This is a genomic window from Corallococcus sicarius (genome assembly GCF_003611735.1).
In the GTDB taxonomy this organism is placed as follows: Bacteria; Myxococcota; Myxococcia; order Myxococcales; family Myxococcaceae; genus Corallococcus; species Corallococcus sicarius.
In genome coordinates, this window is sequence record NZ_RAWG01000101.1 from 1 (window position 1) to 13989 (window position 13989).

A 13989-nucleotide genomic window follows, 5' to 3' on the forward strand; every position below is an offset into this window, starting at 1 on the left:
CTCCCAGCCCGCCCGCTGCCAGCGCGCGAAGTCCGCCGGCTGGAGCGGCAGCGGCGGCAGCGTCACCGGCGCGCCTCCCGTGGCCGCGAGGTAGAGCGCCGTCAGCTCGCGCTCCATCACCCCCAGCGACCAGCCGTCACAGATGATGTGGTGCAGCGTGACGAGCAGCGCGTGCTCCCCCTCGCCCACGCGGACCAGCGTCGCGCGCAGGAGCGGCCCTTGGGTCAGGTCGAACGGGAAGCGCACCTCCGCCTCCGCGCGCCGCGTGAGTTCGGCCCGCGACGCCACGCGCTCCCGCCGCAGCGGTACGTCCAGCACCGGCGCGATGCGCTGCACCGGCTGCTCCTGATGCTCCACGAACGTGGTGCGCAGGGCTTCGTGACGCTGCACGAGCACCCGGAGGCTCCGCTCCAGCGCATCTGCGTCCAGCGGCCCCGTCCAGCGCGTGAACCAGGGCAGGTTGTAGGAGAAGCCGCCTGGATCCAACCGGGTGAGGAACCACAGCCGCGCCTGCGCGAAGGACAGCGGCAGCGCCCCGTCGCGCGGGCCGGGCACGAGCGGCAGCTCCCGCGTCGCCCCGTCCGGATGCAGCGTGCCCAGGTGCGCCGCCAGCTCCTCCACGGTGGGGTGCTCGAACAGCGCGCGGACGGGCAGCTCCACCCGCAGCCGCTCGCGCAGTCGCGACGTCACCTGGGTCGCCAGCAGGGAGTGTCCGCCCCGCTCGAAGAAGTGGTCGTGCGCGCCCACGCGCGACAGCTTCAGCAGCGCGGCGAAGACGCCCGCCACCTCCGTCTCCAGCGGCGTGCGCGGGGCCACGAAGTCCCGGGCCGCGTCCTCGCCGTCTCCCGGGACGGGGAGGGCGCGCCGGTCCAGCTTGCCGCTGGGCGTGAGGGGAAAGGCCTCCAGCAACACGAAGGCCGCGGGCACCATGTATTCGGGCAGCCGGTCGCGGAGCGTCTCCTTGAGGTCGCCCGCCTCCACCCCGGACTCCGGCTGCGGCACCACGTAGGCCACCAGGTGCTTGCCCCGGGCCTCGTCCTCGCGCGCCACCACCGCGACGTCCTTCACGCCCGGCAGCCTCGCCACCGCCGCCTCCACCTCCGGCAGCTCGATGCGGTAGCCGCGGATCTTCACCTGCGCGTCGCGCCGACCCAGGAACTCCATCTCGCCCGTGGGCAGGTGCCGCGCGAAGTCGCCGGAGCGGTACATCCGCGCGCCCGGATGCGGGCTCAGCGGATCCGGGATGAAGCGCTCCGCCGTCAGGTCCGGCCGGTGCAGGTAGCCCCGTGCCAGTCCCGCGCCGCCGATGTACAGCTCGCCCGCCACCCCGACGGGCACCGGCTCCAGCCGCGCGTCCAGCAGGTACACCCGCGCGTTGGTGATGGTGCGCCCGATGGGCGGCAGGTCCGGCCACGCGTCCGGGTTGCCCTTCATCATGTGGGCCGCGGCCGCGTGCGTCTCCGTGGGGCCGTAGTGGTTGTCCAGCACGCAGCCGTCCAGCGCGTGGAGCAGCCGGCGCAGCGCGGGCGTCATCCGCAGCTGCTCGCCCGCGGTGACGATTTCGCGCAGCGTGTCGGGGCGCAGCCCTTCCGCCTCCGCCACCTCCGCCAGGTGCTGGAGCGCCACGAAGGGCAGGAAGATGCGCTCCACGCGCTGCTCCCGCATCCGGGTGAGCAGCGCGCGAGCGTCCCGGCGCAGGTCATCCGGCACGAGCACCAGCTCTCCGCCCGCGGCGAACGTCGGCATCATCTCCTGGAAGCACACGTCGAAGCTCAGCGCGGAGAACTGGAGCGTGCGACCCGTTGGCACGGTGGAGCGGCGCACCTGCCACTGGATGAGGTTGAACAGCGGGCGGTGCGGCATCGCCACGCCCTTGGGCACGCCCGTGGAGCCGGAGGTGAAGATGACGTAGGCCAGCGTGTCCGGCCCGCCCACCGGCTCCGGCGCCGTGTCCGGCGTGCCCGGGTCGTCCTCCAGGAACAGCGGCGCCGCCCCGCTGTCGGGCAGGCCCGCCATCAGGTGCCGCTGGGTGACGAGCACCTTCGCGCGTGACGCGTGGAGCATCAGCGCCAGCCGCTCCGGCGGATAGGCCGGATCCAACGGGCAGTAGGCCGCGCCCGACTTGAGGATGCCCAGCACGCCCACCGCCAGCTCCAGCGAACGGTCCACGCACAGCCCCACCGCGGTGTCCGGCGTCACGCCGCGCTTTCGCAGCGCATGGGCGATGCGGTTGGCCCGCCGCTCCAACTCCGCGTACGTGAGGTGCGCGTCACCGAAGCGCACGGCGACAGCGTCCGGGCTCTTGCGCACGCTGGCCTCGAAGAGGGCCTGCACGCCGTGGAGGACGGGCACGTCCGCCCCGGTGTCGTTCCACGCCACCACCGCGCGCTCCCGCTCCGGGGCCGTCAGCAGCGGAAGCGCGGACACCGGGCACTCCGGCCGGGCGACCGCGCCCTCCAGCAGGCGCGCGTAGTGCGCGGCCATGCGCGCCACCGTCGCCTCGTCGAAGAGGTCGGCGTTGTACTCCCAGCGCGCCTCCATGCCGCCGGGGTCGTCGTAGAGGAAGAGGGTGACGTCGAAGCGCGCCACCCCGGGCTCGAAGTCCACCTCCGCCACGGTGAGGCCGGGCCACTTCAGCGCGCTCCACGGCGCGTTCACGTGCACGAACATCGCCTGGAACAGCGGCGAGCGGCTGGGGTCCCTCGCGGGCACCAGCGCCTCCACCAGCTGTTCGAAGGGCATGTCCGGATGCGCGTACGCGCCCAGGCACACCTCGCGCACCCGGCCCAGCAGCGCGAGGAAGGTCGGGTCGCCGGAGGTGTCCAGCCGCAGCGCCAGCGTGTTGGCGAAGAAGCCGATGAGCCGCTCCACCTCGCGGCGCCCGCGCCCCGCCACGGGCGTGCCCACCACCAGGTCCTCCTGCCCCGTGTAGCGGGACAGCAGCACCTGGAACGCCGCCAGCAGCGCCATGTACGGCGTGACGGCCGCCTTGCGGCTCAGCTCCCGGAGGCCCTGGGCCAGGGCCTGCGCCATGGGCAGGCGGTACACCGCGCCCCGGAACGTCTGCCGGGGAGGGCGGGGCCGGTCCGTGGGCAGCTCCAGCGCGGGCGGCGCTCCGGCCAGCCGCTCCGTCCACCACGCGCGCTCCGCCTCCAGCGGCGGGCCCTGCAGCGTCTGCCGCTGCCAGTGCGCGAAGTCCGCGTACTGCGCCGGAAGCTCCGGCACGCGGGGCGGCTCACCGCGCGTGAAGGCCGTGTAGAGCGCGCCCAGCTCCGTCGCCAGCCAGGCCAGCGACACCGCGTCACACACGATGTGGTGTGTGACGAAGAGCAGCGCGTGCTCCTGCGCCGACAGCCGCACCAGCGTCGTCCGCACGAGCGGGCCTCGCGTCAGGTCGAACGGCGTCCGGGCCTCCGCCTCCGCGCGCTCGCGCAGGGCCTGCTCACGGGCGTCCGGGGCCTGCCCGGACAGGTCCTCCAGGCGCAGCGGGAACGCCGCGGCCTCCGGCGCGGAGATGCGCTGCACCGGCTGGCCGTCCACGGACTCGAAGGTGGTGCGCAGCGCTTCGTGCCTCGCCACCACGGCCTGGAGCGCGTGCTCCAGCGCGGCCCCGTCCAGCGTCCCCGTGAGCCGCACGAAGAAGTGGACGTTGTACGTCGCGGTGAGCCCCTCCCACTGCGCCAGGAACCACAGGCGCTGCTGCATGAAGGACAGGGGCAGCGCTCCCGTCCTGGGCACGAGGGGCAGCGGGGTGCGCTTGCGCCCGGGAGCAACCGGAGAGGAGGTCGTCATCGTGTGGCTCCCTTAGACTTCGAAGGCGGCGAAGCCACGCGACCGCAAGGTGCGCAGCAGGACCGCGAAGACGAAGAACCCCAGGGCCGCGCCCGCCGTCACCAGGCGGAAGCCCAGCCGGTCCGCCAGCGCCCCCTGCAACCAGACGCCCAGCGTGAAGCCGACGAAGAGCAGCATCCCGCTCAGGCTGGCGATGCGCGCCTGCAGCTCACTGCCCACGCGCGCCTGACACAGCGTGGCCAGCCCCGTGAGCGACAGCATGTACAGCGCGCCCAGCCCCAGCACCGCCACCGCCGCGTACGGCAGCGACGGCGACAGCCAGTACGCCGCCGCCATGGGACCGATGAGCAACACCGTCAGCTCCAACAGCCGCCCACGCCCCAGCTTGTCCGCCAGCGTGCCCGCCGCCAGCGCCGCCAGGAGCGACCCCACCCCCTGCGCGGTGACGAGCACCGACGTCGCGCCCGCGTCCTGTTGGAACACCTGGATGGCCAGCACCGGCGCCAGCGCCGTGAAGGGCGCGATGCAGACGGCGATGGCCAGCGTGCCGCCCAGCGCCAGCGTCAGCCCTTCGTCCGCCCGCGCCACCTTGAAGCCCTGCACGATGCCCGCCCACAGGCCGCCGAAGTCCGCGGGCTTCCCCGCCGCCGTGGCCCGCACCTGCGTGAGCGACAGCAGCACCGCGCCAAACGACAGCGCATTGAGCAGCAGCGCCCACGCGATGTCCGCGTGAGCAATCACCAGCGCCCCCAGCGCGGGCCCGCAGATGCGCCCCAGGTTGTTCTGCGCGGAGTGGAGGCTGAACGCGCTGTGCAGGTCCTCCTTCGGCACCGACACCGCGATCATCGCGGAGAACGCGGGCGTGAAGAGCGTCACCGCGCAGCCATTGAGGAACGACAGCAGCGCCACCCACCGCACCGTGAGCTGCCCGCTGAAGGCCAGCGCCGCCAGCGTCCCCGCGAGCACCATCTGCACCAGCGCCCCCAGGCCAATCGCGCGGCGCCTGTCGAAGCGATCTCCCAGCGCGCCTCCCAGCGGCGACAACACGATGGCCGGCAGGAACGTCAGCGCCGCCACGCCCCCCGTCCACTCCGCCCGGCCCGTCACCTTCGTGACGTACACGCCCAGCGCCAGCACCTCCATCCACGTGCCGATGTTCGACAGCGCCGCCCCGCCCCAGAGGAAGGCGAAGTCGCGGTGCTTCAGCGCGCGAAACGACGACAGGCGGGACAGGCGGGGCGTGGACACACCCTGCTTTCTAATTCACCAGGAGCGCCGGGTCTTCGCGGAGTTCCATCCTGGAAGGGCTGGATGGAATTCCGGTGGAATCGTGCAGTGCTGTTTCAGCTCCCCTTCAGCTCCGGCGCGGCAGCCGGAGGATGAAGGTGGAGCCTTCACCCAGGGTGGAGCGGGCGGAGAGCGAGCCACCGTGCAGGCGGGCGAGCGCCGCGGCGATGAAGAGGCCCAGGCCGTGCCCGCGTCCCCGGTCCGCGTCCGCGCGCTGGAAGCGCTCGAAGATGTGGGGCAGGGCGTTGGCGGGGATGCCCACGCCGTGGTCGCGCACGTGGATGAGGACGAGGCCCGGGTTGAGCGTCACGCCGACCTCGATGCGCCGGGACTCGCCGCTGTACTTCACCGCGTTGGACAGCAGGTTGTTGAGCACCTGGCGCACGCGCTCGGCGTCCAGCAGCAGGGGCTCCATGGGCTCGCCCAGGTCCAGGTGGAAGTCCATCTCCGGCTGCATCTCCCGCCAGTCGTGGATGAGGTCCTGGAGGAAGGGGCCCAGCTCCTTGAGCTCCTGCTTCAGCTCCAGCTTCCCGTCCGCCAGCCGCGAGGCGTCCAGGATGGAGGTGACCAGGCCGTTCATCCGGTCCAACTGGCGCAGGATGGCCTCCGCGGAGCGGCGCTCGTCCTCGGCGCCGCGCTTGTGCACCTTGCGCAAGAGCAGCTGGGTGTTGAGCCGCGCGGAGGAGAGCGGCGTCTTCAGCTCGTGCGCCACCCAGTTGAGCATCTCCTCGCGCGCGAGGCTCACCGCGGTGGCGGACTCGCGCGCCGCCTGCGGGGACTCATGGCGGGGCGCCGTGCGGCTCTGGAGCGCGGTGCTGACGGCCTGCTCGAAGGTGGAGAGGTCCACGGGCTTCGCCAGGAACGTCTGGGCCGCCTCACGCCCGGACGGACGGGCCGCGCTCAAGAGCAGGAAGGGCACCTCCGCCAGGACGGGCTCCGAGCGCATCGCGTGCAAGAGCTGCATGCCGGTGCGCCGGGGCATCATGTGGTCGCTGACCACCAGGTCCGGCGGCTCCGTGCGCGCCAGGAGCAGGGCCTCCTCGCCGTTGTGCGCCCGCACCACGCGGTGGCCCAGGTCCTCCACCACCTCGGAGAAGACCTCCAGGAGCGCCTCTTCATCCTCCGCGATGAGGACGAGGCTCATTCGTGGCTTCCTCCAATGGTGCTGCCAATGGGGCGCGCCTGCCCCGTCAGCAGGCCCGCGGCGGAGCGCAGCGGGGGAAGCACCTTGACGCCGGTGTCGTTGATCTGGAACTCCCGCAGGTCGGGGGTGTACTTGCTGTCGCGCATCTTGAGCACGGACAGGATGCGGTGCATCTGGCCGTGCAGCTCCACGTAGCGCAAGAGCAGCAGGTTCTCTCCCAGGATGGCCACCGGCGCGTCGCTGAAGTCCAGCTCCGTGCCGACGATCTTGGGCACCTCGCGGGTGAAGACGGAGGTGACGCCCCGCATCCTCAGCCGCAGCGCCAGCGACGCGAGGAACGTCCTGCGCCGCATGGGGTCCAGGATGGACAGCTCCAGGTCGTAGAGCCCGTCGAGCACCAGCCGCTTCACCCCCAGCGTCTCCACCTTGCGCAGGAGGTCCCGCACGAGCACGTCCGCCTCCACCTCCGTGGGGGTCAGGTGCTCGAGCATCAGCATCCCGCCGCCCAGCAGGGACGCCACGTCCAGCCCCACGCGCTTCGCGCGCGCCATCAGCATGGCGGGCGAGTCGAAGAAGGACATGTAGAGGGACTTCTCCCCCTTGCGCGCGCCCTCCGCCGCGAAGTGCGCGGCGAGCAGCGTCTTGCCAATGCCCATGCTGCCCGCGAGCATCGTGGTGCTCAGCTCCGGCAGTCCCCCGAACATCAGCCCGTCCAGCTCCGGCAGGCCGAAGCCCTTGCGCGCGAGCGTGGGCGGCTCGTCGCGGAAGTCCAGCGGCGTGGCCTCCAGGCGCGGCACGAACTCCACGCCCGTCTCGTTGATGAGCATGGTGTGTTCGCCCACCAGGTGATTGCGGCCGCGCAGCTTCACCACCTCCACCCGGCGCACCCGGCGCGAGCCGTGCGACATGACGGACAGCGACACGATGCCGTCCACCGTGGTGGCTTCCGGCAGCGCCATCAGCCGCTCCAGCGGGTACTCCGTGGTGAACATGCCGACGCAGTTGACGGCCGAAAGGCCGATGCCCAGCTCGTAGAGGAACTCGCGCAGCCGCGCTTCATCCAGCCAGAGGTCCCGGATGGAGCGCAGCCCGTCAATGAACAGCAGGCCCGCGCCGCGCTCGCGCACCGTCTGGAGCAACAGGTCGCGCGCCTCCTTGGGCCCCCGCTTGAGCGCGGAGTAGGCGCTGATGACGAAGAGCTTCTCCCCCAGCAGCTCCGGCTTGAAGAAGGAGAAGCCCGACAGGGCCCCCATCAGCTTGTCGTGGGGCTCCGAGGTTACGGTGGCCATCACCACGGGGATGCCGCGCGCCGCGGCCTCGAAGGCCACCTGGCTGCACAGCACCGTCTTCCCGCACCCGGGCGTCCCGGTGACGATGAGGGCCTGGCGCTCGGGGATGCCTCCGCCCAGGAGCGCGTCGAAGCTGGGGATGCCGCTTGGGAAGAGCGGCGATTTGCTGCTTTGCATTCCAGGTCCGTCAGCGGCGGGGAGCTACACGCGAGGCTCTGCCGCTCGAAAGCGCGCGCCGGGACGGAAGGTAAGCAGCGCGGATGACACATGCCCGAGGTGTGACGCCGTTTCTGGGGCATAGCCGACGCTTTGTCGGGCGGCCAGCGTCGTAACGGGGGGGGTGGGAGATCAGCCGTCCGGTGAACACCTTGGATATCCAGCCGGGCGACCGGGCGTCAGCGCGGCAGCGGGCGGGGACCGCCGGCGGGGGGGCTCCGGGCCAGGTACAGCGCCACCGCGAGCCCCACGACGCACACCGCCGTGACGTAGTGCGCGGGCGCGAGCGTGCTCTCCTTCAGCGCGAGCGTGACGACCAGCGGCGTGAGGCCGCCGAACAGCGCGTAGGCCACGTTGTAGGAGAAGGAGATGCCGGAGAAGCGCACCGCGGGCGGGAAGGCGTGCACCATCACCGCGGGCACCACCCCGACGACGCCCACGCAGAAGCCCACCAGCGCGTAGAGGGGCACCAGGTGCTGGGGGGCGCTGGCGACGCCCCGGTAGAAGAGCTGCACGCTGACGAGCAGCGCGAGCGTGCCCAGCGCCAGGGCCTTCGCGGGCCCCAGCCGGTCCGCGAGGATGCCAAAGCAGACACAGCCCACGGTGAGCGTGAGCGTGGCGACGCTGTTGGCCGCGAGCGCCTGGGCGGCGGGGATGGCGTGCAGCTTCTGCATCAGCGTGGGCGTCATCAGGATGACCACCACGATGCCGGCGGTGAGCACCCAGGTGAGCAGCATGGAGACGGCGACGGCGGGCGCGTGCCCCTTGAGCGCGGCCTTGAGCGGCAGCTCCCGCACGAGCGCGTGGCGCTGGCGCATCTCCTCGAAGACGGGCGTCTCCTGGAGCCAGCGGCGCAGGAACACGGCGAAGAAGCCGAACACGCCGCCCACCACGAAGGGCGTGCGCCAGCCGTAGGCCAGCACCTGCTCGGGCGTGAAGACGGTGTTGACGGCGGTGGCCACCAGCGAGCCCAGGAGGATGCCCAGCGTGAGGCCGGAGGTGAGCGTGCCGCACGCCAGGCCCACCCGCCGCTCGGGCACGTGCTCGGAGACGAAGACCCAGGCACCCGGCACCTCGCCGCCCACCGCCGCGCCCTGCAAGAGCCGCAGGAAGAGCAGCGCCAGCGGGGCCACGTACCCGGCGGTGGCGTACGTGGGCAGGAGGCCCATCAAGAGCGTGGGCACCGACATCAGGAACACGCTCAGCGTGAACATCCGCTTGCGGCCCGTGCGGTCCCCGAAGTGCGCCATCACGATGCCGCCCAGGGGCCGCGCGAGGTACCCCGCGGCGAACACCCCGAACGTCTGCAGCTGACGCAGCCAGTCCGCCGTCTCTGGCGGGAAGAACAGCCGGCCCATCACCTCGGTGAAGAACACGAAGATGATGAAGTCGTAGAACTCGAGCGCGCCCCCCAACGCCGCGAGCCCCAACGTGCGGACGTCCCGCGCGGACAGGGGGCGGGGAGGAGCGGAAGCGGAGAGGGCGTCGGAGGGGGAGGTCGCCATGCGTGGGCCCGGGAGGATACGCCGGGACGCCCGAGGCCCGCGCTGGAGCCCATCTGTCACGTCGTTGATGGGAACTCACGGAAAGCCCTGTTGACAGAGAGCCTGAATCTTGTGTGGAAACCGGGGTGCCACTATCTTCCCGGCCTTTCAAGTTCCGTCCTGGGAGTACGATTTGGACAGGGTTGATAAGGTGACGCCGCCGCCGGTCGCGCCTGGACCCGAGGTCCGCTTCGGGAAGTACCGCATGGTCCAGCAGCTCGCTTCGGGCGGGATGGCGCACATCTTCCTGGCGACGCTGGACGGCCCGGACGGCTTTTCGAAGCCGTGCGTCATCAAGCGCATCCTCCCGGAGTACGCGAACCTGGAGCCCTTCAGCCGCATGTTCGCGGACGAGGCGAAGGTGGCGGCGCTGCTGACGCACCCGAACATCGTGCAGGTGTTCGACTTCGGGAAGATCGACGGGCAGTACTACCTGGCGATGGAGTGGATCCAAGGCCAGTCGCTGGACCGCATGATGCGGCACGCGGCGAAGGCGGCCATCCCCCTGGGGGCGCGGGTGACGCTGGAGGTGGGGATCGCGATGGCGGACGCGCTGTCGTACGCGCACGCGAAGACGCTGTCGGACGGCACGCCCTTGAAGCTGGTGCACCGGGACATCACGCCGGGCAACGTGCTGGTGTCGCGCGACGGCATCGTGAAGCTGGCGGACTTCGGCATCGTGAAGAGCTCCGTGAACCTGGAGCGCACGATGGCCGGGGTGGTGAAGGGCAAGTACGCGTACATGTCCCCGGAGCAGATCACCAACCGGCCGTTGGATCACCGCTCGGACCTGTATTCGCTGGGCATCGTCCTCTACGAGGCATCCACGGGGCGGCGGCTGTTCAAGCGCGACACGATGGAGGCCACCATCCTGGCCACCTCGCAGGGGGACGTGCCCCCGCCGTCGCAGGTGTCGCCGGGCTTCGATCCGGAGCTGGAGCGCATCCTCCTGAAGCTGCTCGCGAAGGATCCGGAGGCGCGCTACCAGACGGCGCGCGAGCTGCGCGACGACCTGGAGCACTACCGCTCCGCGCAGCACTGGACGTCCGGAGGCCGGGAGCTGGCGACGCTGATGGCCACGCTCTTCCCGCCGGATGCGAAGGGCCGGGTGGCGACGGCGGTGGCCGTGCCGGGGTCCCAGCCGGGCTCGACGCGCACGCCCATGGGGGACCCGGGCGAGCACGGCGAAGGGCTCGAACCTGTCGAATCCAGCGCGCGGATCGTCACCGGGCTGCTGCCCCGGAGCGCGGGGTCCGGAAGCGTCGTGCCCGTGGAAGAGGCGGACGGGGCCGGGGCGTTCCCCTGGGGGCTCGCGGCGGCGGCGGGCGTCGCCGCGGTGGGCAGCGCGCTGTTCTGGCTGTTCGCGGCGTGAAGGGTCCGGGGCGCACCGTGTCGTGGGAAGCGGGACAACGAACGTGAAGAATCAGAAGACCTGGGTTGCCGTCATCCTGTTGGGCACGGTGGCCGTGAACACGGGGGCGTACCTGGTGGTGCGCTCCCGCCGTGCCGCGCAGGCCCCCGCGCCGTCCTCTCCCGTGGTGGCGAGGGTCACGCCGCCCACGTCTCCCGTCGCGGCCCCGCCCACGGACGACGCGAACGAGGGGCTCGCGAGGGCCCTGCGCGCGTCGGGGCTCGCCGCGCTGGAGGACCGCGACTACGACAAGGCGGTGAAGGAGTTCACCGAGGCGCTCAACCTGCGACGGGAGGACAACGGCGACCTGGTGCGGTTGTTGGACATCGCCACCGGCCTGCGCTCGCGCGAGCAGTCGCGCACCGCCGCGGTGTCCACCCCGCGTGAGCCTTCCACTTCGCGGACCCCGCCCCGCACCCGCGCCGCGAAGCTCGCCGCCGCGCGCGCCCAGGCCCGGGAGACGCAAGAGAAGCCGGACGGCGCGCAGGATGCGGCGCACGGGGGCCTGCTGCTGGTGACGTCCACGCCGCCGGGGCTGGTGGTGAAGGTGGATGGCAAGGCGGTGGACCTGACGCCCGCGCGCGTGCCGGTGTCCGCGGGGTCGCACCGCGTGGTGCTCGCGCAGGGGGATCGCCACCTGTTCGAGGAGACGGTGCAGGTGGAGGAAGACGGGGTGCGCTCGCTCAACCGCGACCTCACCGTCGAACTGACGCCCACCGCGCCCCTCGCGAACGCGCCGGCCCCGGCAGCGGAGTCCCGCGGGGTGTCCGCGGCAGGGGCGTCCCCGGCGGCCCGGCCCCAGCCCCCTTCCCCGTCCCCAGACGCCACGCCGCCGCCGGAGCCGTCCGTGGCGAAGGCGGCCGTGGCCCAGGTGGCGCAGCGGGGCGACCTGGAGGTGACGTCGCCCGGGCTCTACGGCGAGGTGTGGATCAACAACCGGCCGTACGGCTTTCCGCCCCTGTCCGCGCAGGCCCTGCCGGCGGGACCGGCGCGCGTGGAGGTCCGCGTCAACGGCGAGGTGAAGCGCCGCATGACGGTGGAAGTGGAGCCGGGCCGCAGCACCCGCGTGCGCGTGCGCTGAAACACTCTCGACATCAGAATTAGACGTGCTGCGCGGAAACCCAGAACTTTCGGATGGCGCGGGGGCCGGTACACTCGCCGGCCCGTCTTTCCGCTGTCGAGAGGTCTGTCGCGTATGGGTTTCACCAGGCGCTGGTGGTTGGGCCGTCGTGTGGGCATGTCGCTGGCGCTGCTGGGCGCGGGGACGGGGTTCGCCCAGGAGGCCCCGCCCGAGGCTCCGGTCGAAGCTCCGGTCGAAGCCGTGCAGACCGAGGCCCTGGCGGATGAGCCGGAGGTCCACAGCCAGGTGGCGTCATTCGCCATCACGAAGCTGCACGACTCCCCGGCGGTCGTCACCGCGGTGACCGCGGAGGAGATCCGCGCGTCCGGCGCGCGCGACCTGATGGACGTGCTCCTGCTGGTGCCGGGCTTCTTCTTCGGCGTGGACGTGCAGGGCACGGTGGGGCCGGGCTTCCGGGGCCTGTGGGGCCAGGAAGGCAAGGTGCTGCTCATCATCGACGGCAAGGAGATGAACGAGCAGCTCTACTCCACGATGCAGTTGGGGCACGAGTTCCCGGTGGAGCTCATCGAGCGCATCGAGGTGGTGCGCGGCCCCGGGTCGGTCATCTACGGCGGCAACGCGGAGCTGGCCGTCATCAACGTCATCACGCGCGGCATCCAGGGCAGCACCGACGTGCTGGCGGTGGGCACCTACGGGCAGTTGTCGCACGGCAACGGCCGGCGCAGCCTCACGCTGTCCGGGCGCAAGGTGTTCGAGAGCGTGCCGGGCCTGAGCGCCTTCGCGTCCGCGTCGCTGGGGCAGGGCCAGCGCAGCGACGCCGTCTTCGAGGACTTCTTCGGCGGCTCCGCGAGCATGAATGGCGCCTCCCGCCTGGACCCCACGGTGATGCAGGCGGGCGTGGGCTACCGCGACCTGCAGTTGAGCCTGCTGTACCAGCGCCAGGACACCACCTCCATTGTGTCGACGGACGAGGTGCTGCCCGCGCCCGCGGACACCGACTTCGAGTCCTTCCACGCCGAGCTGAGCAACCGCTTCCGGCCCACGGACCGCATTGAAATCATCCCCCGGCTGAACCTCACGCTGGGCGAGTCGTACCGGGACTCCGATCCGGACTCGGACTTCTTCTACGACAAGCGCTACCGGCGCCTGCGCGGCCGGGCCCTGGCGCGCTGGGCGGCGTTCGACTTCCTCCAGCTGACAGGCGGCGTGGACCTGGCGTTCGACCAGGGCGAGCTGCGCGGGCCCGCGGGCATCGGCCTTCAGGAGCCGTTCAACGGCGACCAGGACTCCGTCTCCTACCGCAACGTCGCGGGCTTCGTGGAGGCGTACTCGGACAACCCCATCGCCACGGTGGTGGCGGGCGCGCGCTTCGAGGACCACAGCTTCTTTGGCAGCTCGTTCGTGCCCCGGCTGGTGCTGCTCAAGTCCTTCGGGCCGGTGAGCGGCAAGGCCCTCTACAGCCGCGCCTTCCGCGCGCCCGGCATCGAGAACATCTCCCTGGGCGACGACGTCCGGCCGGAGCGCACCACGGTGTTCGAACTGGAGGGCACCGTGCGCCTGGGCGAGGGGCAGACGGTGAGCGCCAACGCGTTCGACGTCGGGGTGACGGACCCCATCATCTACTCCTACGACGCGGACTCCGGTTCGGAGGCGTACCGCAACCTGGGGCGCCTGGGCAGCCGGGGCATCGAGCTGGACTACCGCGTCCGCGGGACGTGGGGCCGCGCGCAGGTGGGCTATTCGTTCTACCGGCCCGCGGGGCGCAACGACGTGGACGACTACCTGGTGCCGGGGGAGTCCGGCGCCTTCACCGGCCTGCCCACGCACAAGGCGACGCTGACGGGCACCGCGAAGGTGCTGCCGTGGTTGTCCGTCAGCCCCACCGCCGTGCTGGTGGGCCAGCGCTTCGCCGTCGGCGCTCCGGACGAGGAGGGCGTGTCGGAGGTCCAGACGCTGTCGCCCCGGCTGCTGCTCAACCTGTTCGTGCGCGCGGAGGACGTGGGCACGAAGGGACTGTCGATTGGCGCGGGCGTCTACAACCTGATGGGCAGCGACTTCCGGGTGGCCCAGCCCTACAACGGCGGCCATGCCCCCCTGCCGGTGTTCACCCGGGAGTTCCTGGTGCGGCTCACCTACCTCTTCGAGCCGGCGTACGACGACGAGTAGCGCAGCGAGCAGACGGGGCGCATCCGACGTTGCGCAAGGGCAGGGCGGGGCGTAGGGAA

At 71.8% G+C, this 13989-nt stretch carries 8 protein-coding genes; 3 read left to right on the forward strand and 5 right to left on the reverse strand.

What is annotated here, in order from left to right:
• The 5 genes from D7X12_RS17520 to D7X12_RS17540 form a co-directional block, all read right to left on the reverse strand.
• Nucleotides 1-3792, reverse strand: a 3792-nt coding sequence (locus tag D7X12_RS17520) for a non-ribosomal peptide synthetase (protein WP_120626414.1), incomplete at its 3' end; no start/stop codon positions are given.
• A 12-nt stretch (nt 3793-3804) separates the two neighbouring features.
• Nucleotides 3805-5040: an MFS transporter gene (locus tag D7X12_RS17525; protein ID WP_120626415.1), complete on the reverse strand. Its 1236-nt coding sequence runs from the start codon at nt 5038-5040 to the stop codon at nt 3805-3807.
• 106 nt (nt 5041-5146) lie between these two features.
• Nucleotides 5147-6223 carry an ATP-binding response regulator gene (locus tag D7X12_RS17530; RefSeq protein WP_120626416.1) on the reverse strand — a complete coding sequence of 359 codons (1077 nt, stop codon included), beginning with the start codon at nt 6221-6223 and terminating at the stop codon, nt 5147-5149.
• Nucleotides 6220-7689, reverse strand: coding sequence for an ATPase domain-containing protein (locus D7X12_RS17535; protein ID WP_120626417.1), 1470 nt, complete (start codon nt 7687-7689; stop codon nt 6220-6222). The genes D7X12_RS17530 and D7X12_RS17535 overlap by 4 nt, the downstream gene beginning before the upstream one ends.
• 218 nt (nt 7690-7907) lie before the next feature.
• The gene (locus D7X12_RS17540; RefSeq protein WP_120626418.1) at nt 7908-9233 is read right to left on the reverse strand and encodes an MFS transporter; all 1326 of its coding nucleotides are present in this window, start codon (nt 9231-9233) and stop codon (nt 7908-7910) included.
• A gap of 172 nt (nt 9234-9405) precedes the next feature.
• On the opposite strand from D7X12_RS17540, the gene D7X12_RS17545 reads away from it, so the two are divergent.
• The 3 genes from D7X12_RS17545 (at nt 9406) to D7X12_RS17555 (ending at nt 13930) form a co-directional block, all read left to right on the forward strand.
• Nucleotides 9406-10644, forward strand: coding sequence for a serine/threonine-protein kinase (locus D7X12_RS17545; protein ID WP_120626419.1), 1239 nt, complete (start codon nt 9406-9408; stop codon nt 10642-10644).
• Nucleotides 10645-10687: 43 nt separating this feature from the next.
• On the forward strand, nt 10688-11764 hold the full coding sequence (locus tag D7X12_RS17550; RefSeq protein ID WP_120626420.1) for a PEGA domain-containing protein: 1077 nt from the start codon (nt 10688-10690) through the stop codon (nt 11762-11764).
• 114 nt (nt 11765-11878) lie between these two features.
• Nucleotides 11879-13930, forward strand: coding sequence for a TonB-dependent receptor plug domain-containing protein (locus D7X12_RS17555; RefSeq protein WP_120626421.1), 2052 nt, complete (start codon nt 11879-11881; stop codon nt 13928-13930).
• Nucleotides 13931-13989 lie beyond the last annotated feature (59 nt).